Origin of the sequence: Streptomyces sp. AK010 (assembly GCF_014207295.1) — a bacterium.
Lineage (GTDB): Bacteria > Actinomycetota > Actinomycetes > Streptomycetales > Streptomycetaceae > Streptomyces > Streptomyces massasporeus.
In genome coordinates, this window is sequence record NZ_JACHCX010000023.1 from 70,173 (window position 1) to 83,614 (window position 13,442).

Genomic DNA, 13,442 nt, shown 5'->3' on the forward strand with positions numbered 1-13,442 from the left:
TCGACGTGGTAGGGAGCCCATGACAACCGTGCAGGCCGGGACCGGCAGAACCATCACCACCGACATCCCCGCCCGCCTCGACCGCCTCCCGTGGTCGCGCTGGCACTGGACGATCGTCATCGGCCTCGGCACCGTGTGGATCCTCGACGGTCTCGAAGTCACCGTCGTGGGAAACATCGCCAGCCGCCTGTCGGAGCCCGACAGCGGCCTGCCCATCACGTCCGGCGAGGTCACCGGCATGGCGGCAGCCCTGTACGTGGCGGGCGCCTGCCTGGGCGCCCTCTTCTGGGGCCGCCTCACCGACAGGTGGGGGCGCAAAAAACTCTTCATGATCACGCTGGCCGTGTACCTCGCGGCCACCGCCCTCACCGCGATCTCCTTCGACACCTGGTGGTTCTTCCTCTTCCGTTTCCTCACCGGCTTCGGCATCGGCGGCGAGTACGCGGCCATCAACTCCGCGATCGACGAGCTGATCCCGAAGGAGTACCGCGGCCGCACCGACCTGATGATCAACGGCAGCTTCTGGCTGGGCGCGGTCTTCGGCTCGCTGCTGTCGATCGTCGCCCTGGACACGGACATCTTCGCGGCGGACGTCGGCTGGCGCCTGACCTTCGCGCTCGGTGCGGTCCTCGCCCTGGTGATCCTCCTCGTCCGCCGGCACGTCCCCGAGAGCCCACGCTGGCTCCTGATCCACGGCCGTGACGACGAAGCGGAACGCATCGTCTCCTCCATCGAACGCAAGATCGAGGAGGAGCGGGACGAGCCGCTGCCGCGCCCCGAGGGCGAGATCACCATCCACCAGCGCCGCAGCGTCTCCTTCCTGGAGATCGGCCGCACGGTCTTCTCCGACTACCGCAGGCGTGCCGTCCTCGGCTTCTCCCTCTTCATCGGCCAGGCGTTCCTGTACAACGCGATCACCTTCGGCTTCGGCGCGATCCTGACCACGTTCTTCGACGTCCCGAGCGGCAACACCGGCTACTACTTCGCCGTCATCGCCATCGGCAACTTCCTCGGCCCGCTGCTCCTCGGCAAGCTCTTCGACACGGTCGGCCGCCGCATCATGATCTCCGGCACGTACATCCTGTCCGGCCTGCTCCTCTTCGGCACGGCCTGGCTCTTCGACCAGGGCTCGCTGAGCGCGGCCACCATGACGGCCTGCTGGTGCGCGGTCCTCTTCTTCGCCTCGGCCGGCGCGTCCAGCGCCTACCTCACGGTCTCCGAGGTCTTCCCCATGGAGACCCGCGCCATGTCGATCGCGTTCTTCTACGCCATTGGCACGGCAGCGGGCGGCATCAGCGGCCCGCTCCTCTTCGCCAAGCTCACGGAATCCGGCGTCGTCGGCGACACGGTCCTCGCCTTCTCGATCGGCGCGACGCTGATGTGCCTGGCGGGCCTGGTCGCGGCACTCCTGGCGGTGAAGGCGGAACGCCGCTCCCTGGAGGACATCGCCAAGCCGCTGACGGCGGCGGGCGGCAAGGGCAGTGGCTGAGGGCTGGGGGGAGGCCAGGGTGCGGTCACCGGCCAGGGTGCGGTCACCCCCGTCCAGTTGAGGCACGTGCGAGCGCGGGGAGGATTCCGCGCTCGCACCCCGTGCCCATCAGTCCGACCCCGAGCAGCGCGTGCCCCTGGTCCCGTCCGGCCTCCACCCACTCGCCGAGCCCGTCCTCGTGGACGACGGGTATCGCGTGCTTGACCGACCCCATCCCGTCCCCGTGCTCGAGGTACTCGACGGCCCGGGGGACGGTGAGGAGACGGCCAGGTGGTGAAGGGGATGACAGAAACTGCGCTATAGTTGATCTGCGTCCAGTCGCCGGAACTCCGGTCGGCGGACAGTGCGTTGGTGGTCCAAGGAAAGACGCCCCACTTCCTGTGGGGAGATGCAGGTGCAAGGCCTGCCCGGCGCTCCGATCAAGAACCCGGCCCTGGGATTCAGGGCCGGGTTCTTTGCTGTATCGCCTTCTGTGCCGTGATGCGCCGTGATGCGCCGTGATGCGCCGTGATGTGCTGGCCGAGGTGAGCCGACCGGCTGCGCCGACCCACCTGGACCAGCCGATCAGCCGCGCGGGCTCACCTGGACCAGCCGATCAGCCGCGCGGGCCCCACCGGGACAACCCGGTCAGCCGCGCGGGCTCACCCAGACAACCCGATCAGCCGCGCGGGCTCACCCAGACAACCCGATCAGCCGCGCGGGCTCACCCAGACAACCCGATCAGCCGCGCCGGTCTGCGACCGCCCACGAGGCAAGCCCCACGGCGCCCGCCACCCCGAAGACGGCGGGCCAGGCACCCACCTTCTTCGCCAGCGGATGCGACCCCGCGAAGGCGGCGACATAAGCGGCCGACAACGCCCCCGCGGCCACCCCGCCGGCCTGTTGGCGCCACTGCCGTGCGGCCGCCACCCCGGCCACGGCGAGCACGACCCCGCCGAGCGGCCGCTGCCTGGTCCAGCGGGCCACGCCGTACCCGCCCACGAGCCCGCTCGCGGCGACCACCGCACTGGGAACCCTCGCCATGTCTGCCTCCTGCGTCCTGCGCCCTGCGCCCTGCGCCCTGATCGGGATCTTGAGGCTAGCCCTCGGGCTCCGGGAACCCGAACCTGAGCCCGGGCTTGTCAACTTTCCTCCTCCGAGCTATATAAGAAGACGCAGACCGTAGGGCATCGCACCGACTGCGTCCGAAGAGAGGAGTGACCAGTGATGCTCATGCGCACGGACCCCTTCCGTGAGCTCGACCGACTGACCCAGCAGGTGTTCGGTCCCGCCACCACCCGCCCGTCGGCGATGGCGATGGACGCCTACCGTTCCGGGGACGACTTCTTCGTCCACTTCGACCTCCCCGGCATCGACCCGGAGACGATCGAGCTGGACGTGGAGCGCAACGTCCTGAACGTCCGAGCCGAGCGCAGGTCCCCCGCCCCCGAGGGCGCGGAACCCCTCGTCGCCGAGCGCCCCACCGGCACCTTCACCCGCCAGCTGTTCCTCGGCGACACGCTGGACACGGAGCGCATCGACGCCTCCTACGAGTCCGGCGTCCTGACCCTGTGCATCCCGGTGGCCGAGCAGGCCAAGCCCCGCCGCATCCAGATCACGGGCGGCGACACGCGCAGGCAGCTCAGCGGCTGACCTCACCGCACCGCCCCCACCGTGTCGCGCCGCCGGTACGAGCTCCCGGCGGCGCGGCCCAGGACCGCATCGCACGCACCCGGAGGAAAACCCCGCACATGAGCACGGCGACAGTGCCACGTGTGACCACGAAGCCCCACGCCCAGGTCGACGACGTCACCTGGACCCAACTGATCGAAGCCGTCCGGCAGTCGGGCCGGTACGCCACCCTGCAGGAGGCCGAGCAGGTCACCCGTACCGTCCTCTCGGCCCTCGGCACCCACGTCACCGGCGACGAACGGGTCGACCTGGCCCGCGCGCTGCCCGTGGAGGCCGCCCGGCTGATCGCCGCCCAGATCCCGGTCACCCACCGGCTGACGGCCGCGCGGTTCGTCGACGAGGTCGCGGCCCGCACCCCCGGAGCCACGTCCGCCACCGCCCGCTGGGACGTCAGCTCGGTGCTCAGCGCGCTGCCGCCCCTGATCGGCGACGACCTGATCACCCGCATCCTGAACCGACTCCCTGCGGGATACGCCCTCTTGTTCGGCCGGGCCGACCTGACGCCGACGTCGTAGGTTCCTGGACCTGGCGCCCACGACGGCCACCCCGCGTCGCACAGCGGGGTGGCCGTCGTGCGCGGGCGGCGGCCAAGTCGAGAAAGAGGTGGGCTCCTTGACCCATATGACGTCCGGAACCCTCACGACCCACGACGGCACGCGCATCGCTCACCGGGACCACCACCCCACGGGCAGGCCCACGACCACGTTCCTCCTGCTGCACGGCCTGGCCGGTCACCAGGGAGAGTGGGGAACCCTCGCCGCGCAGCTGTCGGCCGACGGCCACCGCGTGGTGACGTACGACGCCCGAGGCCACGGCGTCAGTACCCGCACACCGGCGACCACGACCCGCGAGGCCCATGTCCAGGACGCCATAGCCCTGATCGCGGACCTGGACTGGCCCCCGTGACCCTGCTCGGCCAGTCCCTGGGCGGCAACACGGCGATGCTGCCGGCCGCGTCCCGGCCTCACCTGGTGAGCTCCCGGATCCTGATCCTGATCGAGGCTGCCCGGCCGGCCCGAGCCCGGACCTCCCCGCACAGACCGCGACCTGGCCGGACAGCTGGCCGACCCCCTTCAAGTCGCTTGCGGAGGCGGAGGCCGTCCTGGGCCACGAGGCATGGACGAGGGCCCTGGTCCGGCGGGACGACGGCTGGCACCCGACCTGGGACCGCACCACCATCATCGCCTCGGTCGCCGAACTGGCCACCACGGCCTACTGGGAGAAGTGGTCCCGCATCACCTGCCCGACCCTCCTCGCCCAGGGCGAACACGGCACGATGCGCCCCGACGAACCGTCCAAGATGCTCACCCACCCCCCGCGCACCCGGCTGGTCCGCGTCCCCGACCACACGAAACAAGGTCTTGTCGCTGGCTTGCTCCCACTGCGCGTCAGAGTCGAGGAGGCTGAGACGACGAAGAACCGCATCCACTTCGACTCGGGCCCCACCGGCCGCACCCGCGCCGAGGAGGTCGATCCTCACCGACCGCACCCTCCCGAACGGCCGGGGCTGGGTCGTGATGGCGGACCCGGAGGGCAACGAGTTCTGCATCGAGCGGAGGGAACGGGGCTATCCGGAGGCGTGTCGGCTGTACGGCGGCCAGAGCAATAAGCCGATGCGTCAGGCCGCGATGCCCCATACGGTCAGAAGCCACTGAGCTGAACCTGGAGGGGCGCGTGTCACCGGCCGAAGACCAACCACGGGTGTACGAGATCCGGATCCACGGCTGTCCGACCTCACAAGAGGCACTGGCACTCCAGGACCCGATCGAACGCCTCCTGTGCCCCGACCCCGACCACGCCCCGCCCTGCGAGATCCCCTGGAGCTTCACCCTCGCCGGCGACGGCACCGATGACGACTCCACGGCCTTGGTCCTGGGCGTGTATACGTCCAGAGGCCAGGCCGCGCAGGTGGCAGAGCGGGTACGCACCCTGATGGGCGGGACGCGGCCCGTCGCCCTGAGTAAGGGGGCGGCGGGGGACTGGGAGGAACTGGTCGAGCAGTACCGGTTCGAGAGGTGCTGCGCTCAGAGCAGAGTAGCTCCGAGCACTGAAGGCCGGGCATGTTCGGGTGTACCAGGCACTGCTCTTTGCCGCACACCCTCACTGTGATCGCCTCCGGCCCTGGACGGCCTGCCGCGCTGAACGCGGCCAGGCCACCCTCGACGCGCTCCCGCAACCGCACCCGGCCGATGCCGCTGTTCCCTGTCTGCCCGGGACCCGCCACCCGGCCATGGATCCGCACCCCTATGCACCCTCCCCCCGCCCGGTAGCCAAAATCCCCGCGGTGGAGGTGCGGGTGTCAAGAGTGAAGCGAAGCGCAATCGGCGCCAGCCGGCGCCCGAAGGGCGCTCTTGACACTCGCCCCGGAACCGCCAACCTCAGAAGAGCCGGGCGGCCGTGAGCACTTCCTGGCCAGCGCAGTGGTCACAGACCCGGTCGGTTACGACAGCGACTTGCGGAGTGCCTCCACCAGAGACGTCGCCCGGACATCGTCAGGGCCACCGATGATGTGATTCATCACGTAGCCGAAGGCGACGCCATGCTCAGGATCGGCGAAACCAAGCGAGCCACCCCGACCGGTGTGACCGAACGAATGGGGACCAGCCATGGTGTTCGCTTCGGTGGGCAACATGTATCCAGAGCTGAAACGGCTTGGCGTGACCATCACCTGATCAACCCCGCTGACCTGCTCTTCAGTCGCAGATGACAGGGTTTCCAGGGCCAGCAGGCGAACGCCGTCCACCTCGCCGATGAGCGCGGCGTACATACGGGCTAGTGCGCGCGCGGTGCCAACTCCGTTGGACGCTGGTAGTTCGGCCGCCTGTACCTCGGGCGAGTCGAAGTCGATTTCGGATGGATCGGTCACCGCATACGCCCTGTTGCTGAACGAGTTTGGGTTACGCCAGGCAGCGACCAGTTCGCGGAGTTCCTCGGGGACTGCCTCGGTGGGTACGGTCGTGAGATCAATGGCTGGTCGCCGGTACACCATGCGGCTGACCCGGTGGCGTTCAGGCGTCGGCAGTCCGATGAAGAGGTCGAGCCCGAGGGGAGCGGCGATTTCGTCGGCGAAGAAGCGGCCCGGCGTCCGGCCGGACACCCGGCGGATCACTTCGCCGACGAGCCAGCCCCAGGTCCGACCGTGGTAACCGTGCGCTGTGCCCGGAGTCCACTGGGGACGTTGAGCGGCTAGTGCGGCCGCCATCGGATGCCAGGCCAACGCCTCGCGCAGCGGAACGGGTTGGTCCAGTGCGATCAAGCCGGCCTGGTGGGACAGCAGCCAGCGCACCGGTATGTCCGCCTTGCCGTTCGTGGCGAACTCCGGCCAGTACTTAGCCACCGGCGCGTCCAGGTCCAGCGCACCCCGCTCGGCCAGCATGTGCGCCGCGGTCGTGGTCGCCCCCTTGGTCGCCGAGTAGACGAGCTGCAGCGTGTCTCGTGTCCACGGACGACCAGTCTCGGTGTCGGCAATGCCACCCCACAGGTCCACCACGGGTCGGCCGTACTGGTACACGCATACCGCCGCGCCGATGTCCCCGTGCTCGGAGAAGTTCGCTGCGAACGCCTCACGCACCGGTTCGAACCCAGCCGCGACCTCACCCTCGATCGTCCTCATGCCGTCCATCCTGGCATTGCGACCACCTGCTCTGTGGGGGCGCATTCGTCTGGGAATTCCAGGTGGCGGCTCTCAGGCTGCGGCGGTGAGCGCCTGGAGGCGCGCGCGAAACTCGCGGACGGCGGGGACAGATTTGTGGGCTTCGAGTCGTACGGAGAACTCCTTTAAGCGGCCAGCTGCACGCACGGAGCTAATGCTGCTTTCCAGCAGGCCAGCGCCGTAGTTCGCTGCGTCCAGCGCCCCGTCCAGGTCACCGCCTGCTAGTCGGGCCTCGGCCAGGCGGCTGGAGCGTACGGCTTTGTCCCGAGGCGCCGCGCTCTTCACGGAGGTTTCCAGGGAGTCCGTCGCGCGCTCCACCTGCCCGGATCGCAATAGCACCTTGCCCTCGGTCGACTTCAGCTGGGCCTCGCCGAACCAGTTGAGCCAATCCGGGTTTTCCTCCGTGGTGTGGCGCTCCCAGTGGGACACGGCGCGGTTAAGTGCTGTCCCGGCCTTCGCGTGGTCGCCGTCGCGGGACAGCGCCTCGGCTTTGTGTAAGTAGAGGAACGACTGGGTGTACGGCGACAGTGTTCGAGGTGCGTTGTCGATGGCTGTCGAGATCAGGTCGACGCGCTCGGCGGTTCGTCCGGCCTCGGAGACATGGACTCCCATCTCCGCGAGGATGAAGGCGCCGAACCCGTCGTCTCCAGCAGTACGGGCGCTGCGCAGGGCTCCGACGTAGTAGCGCTGGCCTGCGGACCGCAGCCCTGCGTCGTAAGCCATCCAGCCAGTCAGGTGCGACACCCGGGCCGCCAGGGCGTAAAGGCGGATGCGGATGCTCTCCGTGTATCTGCCGGTGCTCAGGAGGCCGGTGACGAGGGCGAGATCGCCGCGTGCCTGCTCCAGTAGTGCGGCGCCCCCGAGTTGGTCGTCGAGCGTACGGAGCGTGCTGATGCGCTGCTCGATCGTTGCGACCATTGTATGCGTCACCTGATCCCTGCCCAGGGCCGAGGCGAAGGTGGACGGTGCGTCCACCCAGCTTGCCGCGAGGCCCGTCAGGGCGGCGCCGGTGATGGTGAGAAAGCCCCGGCGATCCATGCGGCCACTCCCCACGAGTTCGGACAACGCCTCGACGGTACCGGCTTCGGTCCACGGGGCGGTGAGTCCCGTGATCTCCCAGACCGGTAGCCATTGGGGCCAGCCTTCCTTCCGGGCCTGCTCGTACGGGACGCCCAGGAGGTCGGCGAGTACACGCTGCGCATCCGCGTCTGGCTCCTGCCCTTGCTCCCACTTCCATACGGTCGTGCGATTGGTCGCGAGCGGGATTTCGAGTGATCTCCCTTGCGCCTGCATGAGTCGGGCGAACTCGGCCTTCCCCCAGCCGCGCGTCTGGCGGAGGAAGCTCAGCGGGTGGACCGCCAACGGCTCACCAGGCATGTCATCACTCCCATCATCCCCTCACGCCGTAGTGGAGAGGCTACTTCGCGTGGCTGCGTACAGGGAGGGCGTCCCCATGAGGAACCCCCTAGAAACGTTCCGCCCTGCTGGCTGGGGCCGTTGACTGAACATCAGCCGTCCACGGAGCCGGCAGAGAGTGTCAGCTCGCGGGACGGTTCTCAGATCGGCGGCTCCGCTCCCTGTTCCCTGGACGGGAGCGGAGTCGCTCTCCAACTCCTCGGAGGCGTCAGCCATGCCCATGCTCGTCAAGCAGGTCGTCCTCGCGGGTGAGGAAAGGGAGGTGCCCCTCGCCCGGCGCAAGGCCGTCGACAAGGTGTGTGCGTGGGGTGTGCCGTTGAACGGCGAGACGGCTGACCCCATTCGCCGTGTCGCCTCCGAGCTCATCACCAGCGCCGTGGTCCACGGGGAAGGGCCAGTCACCGTCACGTTGTACCACCGCCTCGGCCGCCCCGTGATCGACGTGGTTGACGACAATTCTGCAATTTCGCAGAGGAGTTGTGCCCAAGCCGACGACGAGACTGGGCGCGGCCTGGCACTGGTCGAGCTTCTCGTTCGCGGTGTGCGTGGGAGCCCGCTGGCCGCGGGAAGCGCGCATGGGCGGAGCCCGTCGCCAGGGAGCCCACCGAGTACGCGCTGTGGGACCGGCACAACAGCAGGTATGCGGCGAGTGCTGGCTTTGGTGCGAACGTGACGACATTGAGGTGACATGGATCGGGCCCGTCCGGTCGAGCGGCATGCACGCTGCCCTCTACGCCTGCCGTGCGTGTCTGTATGAGCTGGACCAGCGTGTCCTGGAGACCAACATGCGCCAAGGCGTGGGTGTGTCCGGCGGATAAATCGCGGACCTGCTCCGGTCTTCGGTGTAGGACCGCGGTTCTTCGCGACCCCCAATGACCGCTGCCCCACAGCAGACCCCTTCTCCCACGGCCGTGGAGCGGCCACTGACTTCCCGTCGGAGCCCTGGCGGGAGAAGCGAAGAGGAAGGAGCACGAGATGGCAGAACCCATGACACCGCCTCCGGCCCGGAGTGGCCTCGTGGTGGCGGTGGAAGAGCTGACCGCCGTCCATGACCGGTACGACAGCCTCCGGTCGGACAACCAGGGCAGTTCCGGCGATGCGCCGTGGCCGGGTGGCGACGGCAACCTGCACGACAGCGAGTAGGCACCAAGCGGTGGGGTCGGCGCGGTCGGCCGTGCCGACCCCACCGTGTCGGATCACGTGGTCGAACCCATGGAGGACGCAACGATGGAACATCGATTGATCAACGCCATCGAGTCGGCGCTCGGATGGAGTGGGGCCGAGGAGCTTGGAAAGGGTTTCGTACGCGGGAGCATGGACGATCCCGCACTCGTCTCCCGCATCATGACTCCGAACCGCCTGCTCGACATCGCGATGCGCAGGAGTCTGCACCGCCCGCAGTTCCGGTGTTTCCGGAAGGGCGAGGAGGTCCACCCGGCCATCTACTACACCGACAGCGTCAGCCCTCGGGGCCAGAGCATCTCCATGGTCAACATGCGCAGTCTGGGCAGGCTCCTGGGGGAAGGCGCGACGGTGATCATGGATCAGGCCAACGTCTTCGATCCGACGATGGAGGTCGCCTGCCGGGCCCTGCAGTGGTGGTCCCGCGAGCGAGTCCAGGTCAACGCATACCTGACGACGAACGACGCCTCCGGCTTTCCCCTGCACTGGGACGACCACGATGTCGTCATCGTTCAGCTGGCAGGTGAAAAGGAGTGGGAGGTCCGCGCGACCTCCCGCAGCGTCCCGATGTACCGGGACGCCGACCCCAACACCACTCCGAGTGACGAGATCATCTGGTCCGGTCTCATGCGGACCGGTGACGTCATGCACATCCCCCGGGGCCACTGGCACCAGGCGACACGGACCGGCAGCGGTTCCGGCAAGAGCCTGCATGTCACCTTCGGCATCACCAAGCGCACGGGAGCGAGCTGGCTCGCATGGCTGGGCGACTGGTGCCGCGAGCGCGAGATCTTCCGTCACGACCTCGACCGGTGGCGGGGAACCGGCGGCGAGGCGCTGGCCACGGCCGCCGCCCAGCTCGCCGGCGACCGCTCCCCGGCGGACTTCCTGGCCGCGTACGAACACGAGACGGCGCTGCCTCGGCACGTGCCGTTCCTCGACATACTCGGATCGCTCGATGCCGTGGTGTGCACCACCCATTTCCCTCCCCGCGTACAGGAACACGGGGAGACCGTCGACATCGTGGCCTCCGGGAAGAAGCTCACCCTCACGGCCAAGGCCCTTCCCGCGCTGCGTCTGCTGCTCAGCGGTCGGCCGGTCGCGCTGGAGCGAGCCGCAGCCGTCGTCGGAGCCGAAGTGACCGAGGTAGCCGAGATCCTCGTGAAGGAGGAGCTGTGCGCCGTGCTGACTCCCGAGTTGTCCTCGGGCTACACCGGTCTCGTCACGAACGCCGTCTCCTGACTGGAGCGTTGGATCTTGGTGTCACAACCCTCGACACAAGCAGCAACTATCTCGGCTTCCGCGCGCATGAGGTCCTGGCACGAACGGCGGGTGACTTGCTGCCCAAGTTCAGGGTCTCCACCAAGGTCGGCTATTTCCCGGGGCCGGACGGGGCGGAGCATTCCCTGGACCCTGTACGTCTGCGCGCGGCCGTGGAACAGGCCGCCAAGGACCTCGGACGGGAGCCGGACCTGGTGTTCCTGCACAACCCGGAGCACTCGCTCCGTGAAGCCGCCCCTCACAACCAGTACGCGCTGGTACAGGCGTGCGCCACTCTCGACGCTGTTGTGGCTAAGGGACTCTGCGCCGCCTGGGGCGTCGCGACCTGGGACCCGTTACCGCTGCTGAGCTTGATCGACACGACCGTACCGAGACCGGCGGTCCTCATGGTCCACGCTGGTTTGCTGGCCAGAGCCAGAACGCTGGACGCTGCAGATGCCCTCACCGAGGCATGGGGCCTGGAGGGTGACAAGGTGTGGGGGATGAGTCCTTTCGGAGGCAGTACCCGCACTCCGGTGTGGGACAGGATCGATCCACGAGTCTTCCTCCGGGACGGCAGCCGACTTTCCCGCGTACAGGCGGCGTTCCGAGCCGCCTATCACCTTCCGCGGGTCGGCTGCGTTGCCGTGGGCACCGATGAGCCCGCCCACCTCGGCGAACTCGTCGGAGCTCTGGCGGGCAGGGTCGACGAGCGGACCGTCCAGGAATACCGGAGTCTCCTCCGGGACCGCTATCGCTCTCAGCCCGCTTGAAGCTCCTCCATGACCTGCTCAGCCATGCGCCGGGCGGGTTCCAGCCGAGGGTCCTCCGGGTGCGAGTACGGCCCGAGGATCTTCGAGCAGGCGAACAACGTCATCAATTTCCCGTCCCGGCTCTCGAAGTCCGACCGGCGCTCGCGCCTTACGCGATCGGCCAGAGCCGGGACTGCAAGGGAACTCGCCCACAGGGAGGACGAATCCAGCCCCAGTGGCGCGCTACCCCAGTCCTCCCAGTCGAAGAGGCTGAACACCGGGGCGGTCACGTTCGCCCAGTTCAGGTCGGCGTGCGCTGGCACCCACTGCTGAACAGAGGTATCGAAGCCCTTCGGGAAGACACTGTGAATGGATTCCGTGATGAGGGCCTGAGTGATGGTGACTGTGTCAGGTGTGGCAATCCGCAACGTGTCTTGACGGGCTAGTGCGTCCAACGAGGCATTCAGAGCCTCCCACCACTCGTCCGGCAGTTCTGGGGCTGTACTCAGCACGGCAGTGCCGATGGGCACAGCAGGCAGGAGCCCGGTCTCGTCGGCCCGCCATACGGCTGGGCCGTCCGTCCAGACCACGCAGCCACGCCATTCGGGTTGGGCGATGCCTTCCAGGCGCGCAGCCGCTTCAGCTCCGTTCCACCCCTGGCTAGGGATCTTGTCGGCCATGCGTCGTTCGATCCGCACCCACGTGTCACGGTCAGTTCTGGCCCCCACCGTGCGACGCTTGCGCACCACAGTGCCCGGGAGCAGGCGTGCCTGCAGAGACTGTGCGACGCGATCAAGAATGTCGTCGACCGGCTGTACGCGTAGGTCAAGGGCATGACGAGTGGAGACCGAGAGCGTCATACTCGCGACCGTAGCAGCGTGCTGGGTGTTGAGTCAGCCGCCACCTCGGCACTGCGGAGACGAGGCTCGGGCTTGTGTTACTGGCCAGCCTCACGAACCGTCCCAGACCTCACAGCTTTCACAAAACAACACCACGCCTCACCGCTGACGGGAATGAAAGGCCCTCTTGAGATCTTCGAGTCGCGTATGAGCGCGCCGTGAGCGACGTAGGCACACTCCACGCACTCGGTCGCGTTGCCGCCGCTGTAGGACGATTTGAACCACCTGGGCTCGGAGGTGATCTGGAGGACGGCGGGCATTCAGAGCTCCTTGAGGGCGCGATGGATCAGGGTGGAGGATGCCTCCATGTCCAACGCTTGTGCGCGGAGGTACTCGAACGCAAGTCTGTATCGCTCCAGTTCGGCTTCCTTCTCCAGGAAGAGCGAGCCCGTGTGGATGTCGACGTACACCACGTCAAGGGCGGGTTGAGGGCCTCCGATCATGACGAAGCTTCCGAGAGCCGCGGCGTGTGCCCCCTTGGAGAACGGGAGCACCTGGAGCGTGATGTGAGGGGACTCGTTGGCTTCGAGAAGCCTGCCGAGTTGCTCCTTCATCACGGTCGGTGACCCGACGACCCGGCGGATCACCGACTCATCGAGGATCGCCCACAGATGCAACGGCTTCGGCCGGGACAGGATCTCCTGCCGCTTCATGCGGATGTCGACCAAGCGGTCGACCTCGGAGGGCTCCAGGGGTACTTCGTTGGCCCTCTGAAGCGCTGTGCTGTAAGCACGTGTCTGCAGAAGCCCAGGCACGTAGACGCAACAGAAGTGGTTCTCACGAACGGCTTCGTCCTCAAGCGTGAGCAGCAGGTTCATGCTCTCCGGGATGGAGTCGGCAAAGGAGTTCCACCAGCCCTGTTCCCTGGCGTTCTTGGCGAGGTTGACGACTGCTCGCCGCTCGGCGTCCGTTGCGTCGTACTCACGGCAGAGTGCGTCGATGACGAGCCACTTGACCGGCCCGGCCGTGGTCTCGTACCGGCTGACCGTCGCCTTCGACACGCCGACGAGACGTCCGGCCTCCTCAAGTGTCAGGCCCTTGCGTGAGCGCAACTTGCGCATCGTGGCGCCCAGTTGGCGGCGTCTTGTTGTGCTCCGTTCGGGCATGCGGCTCCTTCGCCA

13 protein-coding genes and 1 pseudogene are annotated in these 13,442 nt (G+C 67.9%); 7 read left to right on the forward strand and 7 right to left on the reverse strand.

Features of this window, described 5'->3' with window-relative positions; translation table 11 throughout:
- The first annotated feature begins 19 nt into the window (after nt 1–19).
- Nucleotides 20–1,489 (forward strand): MFS transporter, encoded by a 1,470-nt coding sequence (locus HDC93_RS32350; RefSeq protein WP_185014388.1) that lies wholly within the window; start codon nt 20–22, stop codon nt 1,487–1,489.
- Between the two features lie 91 nt (nt 1,490–1,580).
- On the opposite strand, the pseudogene HDC93_RS38930 reads toward HDC93_RS32350, so the two are convergent.
- Nucleotides 1,581–1,742 (reverse strand): annotated as a pseudogene (locus tag HDC93_RS38930) (Tat pathway signal sequence domain protein); the annotation flags it as partial.
- Between the two features lie 467 nt (nt 1,743–2,209).
- Nucleotides 2,210–2,512 carry a hypothetical protein gene (locus HDC93_RS32355; RefSeq protein WP_185014389.1) on the reverse strand — a complete coding sequence of 101 codons (303 nt, stop codon included), beginning with the start codon at nt 2,510–2,512 and terminating at the stop codon, nt 2,210–2,212.
- Between the two features lie 183 nt (nt 2,513–2,695).
- On the opposite strand from HDC93_RS32355, the gene HDC93_RS32360 reads away from it, so the two are divergent.
- The 3 genes from HDC93_RS32360 to HDC93_RS32370 all read left to right on the forward strand — a co-directional run bounded on the left by HDC93_RS32360 (nt 2,696) and on the right by HDC93_RS32370 (nt 4,066).
- Nucleotides 2,696–3,121, forward strand: coding sequence for an Hsp20/alpha crystallin family protein (locus HDC93_RS32360; protein ID WP_185014390.1), 426 nt, complete (start codon nt 2,696–2,698; stop codon nt 3,119–3,121).
- Nucleotides 3,122–3,219: 98 nt separating this feature from the next.
- Entirely contained in the window at nt 3,220–3,675 is a 456-nt protein-coding gene (locus HDC93_RS32365; protein WP_185014391.1) for a DUF2267 domain-containing protein, read from the forward strand.
- A 106-nt stretch (nt 3,676–3,781) separates the two neighbouring features.
- Nucleotides 3,782–4,066, forward strand: a complete 285-nt coding sequence (locus tag HDC93_RS32370; RefSeq protein WP_185014392.1) for an alpha/beta fold hydrolase — start codon at nt 3,782–3,784, stop codon at nt 4,064–4,066.
- A gap of 1,534 nt (nt 4,067–5,600) precedes the next feature.
- On the opposite strand, the gene HDC93_RS32375 is transcribed toward HDC93_RS32370, so the two are convergent.
- Together HDC93_RS32375 and HDC93_RS32380 are read right to left on the reverse strand one after the other, a co-directional pair.
- Entirely contained in the window at nt 5,601–6,773 is a 1,173-nt protein-coding gene (locus tag HDC93_RS32375; protein ID WP_185014393.1) for a serine hydrolase domain-containing protein, read from the reverse strand.
- Between the two features lie 72 nt (nt 6,774–6,845).
- A complete protein-coding gene (locus tag HDC93_RS32380) occupies nt 6,846–8,189 on the reverse strand; it encodes a transcriptional regulator (RefSeq protein WP_185014394.1) in 1,344 nt (447 codons plus the stop codon).
- Between the two features lie 1,014 nt (nt 8,190–9,203).
- Here HDC93_RS32380 and HDC93_RS32385 point away from each other — a divergent pair.
- The 3 genes from HDC93_RS32385 (at nt 9,204) to HDC93_RS32395 (ending at nt 11,443) form a co-directional block, all read left to right on the forward strand.
- Nucleotides 9,204–9,371: a hypothetical protein gene (locus HDC93_RS32385; RefSeq protein ID WP_185014395.1), complete on the forward strand. Its 168-nt coding sequence runs from the start codon at nt 9,204–9,206 to the stop codon at nt 9,369–9,371.
- Between the two features lie 84 nt (nt 9,372–9,455).
- Nucleotides 9,456–10,652: a JmjC domain-containing protein gene (locus HDC93_RS32390; protein ID WP_185014396.1), complete on the forward strand. Its 1,197-nt coding sequence runs from the start codon at nt 9,456–9,458 to the stop codon at nt 10,650–10,652.
- Complete coding sequence (locus HDC93_RS32395; protein ID WP_185014397.1) at nt 10,586–11,443, forward strand: aldo/keto reductase; 858 nt, start codon at nt 10,586–10,588, stop codon at nt 11,441–11,443. The genes HDC93_RS32390 and HDC93_RS32395 overlap by 67 nt, the downstream gene beginning before the upstream one ends.
- On the opposite strand, the gene HDC93_RS32400 is transcribed toward HDC93_RS32395, so the two are convergent.
- The 3 genes from HDC93_RS32400 to HDC93_RS32410 all read right to left on the reverse strand — a co-directional run bounded on the left by HDC93_RS32400 (nt 11,431) and on the right by HDC93_RS32410 (nt 13,427).
- A complete protein-coding gene (locus HDC93_RS32400) occupies nt 11,431–12,282 on the reverse strand; it encodes a hypothetical protein (RefSeq protein ID WP_185014398.1) in 852 nt (283 codons plus the stop codon). The genes HDC93_RS32395 and HDC93_RS32400 overlap by 13 nt on opposite strands.
- A 77-nt stretch (nt 12,283–12,359) precedes the next feature.
- The gene (locus tag HDC93_RS32405) at nt 12,360–12,581 is read right to left on the reverse strand and encodes a DUF397 domain-containing protein (RefSeq protein WP_185014399.1); all 222 of its coding nucleotides are present in this window, start codon (nt 12,579–12,581) and stop codon (nt 12,360–12,362) included.
- Entirely contained in the window at nt 12,582–13,427 is an 846-nt protein-coding gene (locus HDC93_RS32410; protein ID WP_185014400.1) for a helix-turn-helix transcriptional regulator, read from the reverse strand.
- Nucleotides 13,428–13,442 lie beyond the last annotated feature (15 nt).

Coding starts and splice junctions, on each gene's coding strand:
- HDC93_RS32350 (WP_185014388.1), top strand. CDS start 20: ATGACAACCGTGCAGGCCGGGACCGGCAGAACCATCACCACCGACATC.
- HDC93_RS32355 (WP_185014389.1), bottom strand. CDS start 2,512: ATGGCGAGGGTTCCCAGTGCGGTGGTCGCCGCGAGCGGGCTCGTGGGC.
- HDC93_RS32360 (WP_185014390.1), top strand. CDS start 2,696: ATGCTCATGCGCACGGACCCCTTCCGTGAGCTCGACCGACTGACCCAG.
- HDC93_RS32365 (WP_185014391.1), top strand. CDS start 3,220: ATGAGCACGGCGACAGTGCCACGTGTGACCACGAAGCCCCACGCCCAG.
- HDC93_RS32370 (WP_185014392.1), top strand. CDS start 3,782: ATGACGTCCGGAACCCTCACGACCCACGACGGCACGCGCATCGCTCAC.
- HDC93_RS32375 (WP_185014393.1), bottom strand. CDS start 6,773: ATGAGGACGATCGAGGGTGAGGTCGCGGCTGGGTTCGAACCGGTGCGT.
- HDC93_RS32380 (WP_185014394.1), bottom strand. CDS start 8,189: ATGCCTGGTGAGCCGTTGGCGGTCCACCCGCTGAGCTTCCTCCGCCAG.
- HDC93_RS32385 (WP_185014395.1), top strand. CDS start 9,204: ATGGCAGAACCCATGACACCGCCTCCGGCCCGGAGTGGCCTCGTGGTG.
- HDC93_RS32390 (WP_185014396.1), top strand. CDS start 9,456: ATGGAACATCGATTGATCAACGCCATCGAGTCGGCGCTCGGATGGAGT.
- HDC93_RS32400 (WP_185014398.1), bottom strand. CDS start 12,282: ATGACGCTCTCGGTCTCCACTCGTCATGCCCTTGACCTACGCGTACAG.
- HDC93_RS32405 (WP_185014399.1), bottom strand. CDS start 12,581: ATGCCCGCCGTCCTCCAGATCACCTCCGAGCCCAGGTGGTTCAAATCG.
- HDC93_RS32410 (WP_185014400.1), bottom strand. CDS start 13,427: ATGCCCGAACGGAGCACAACAAGACGCCGCCAACTGGGCGCCACGATG.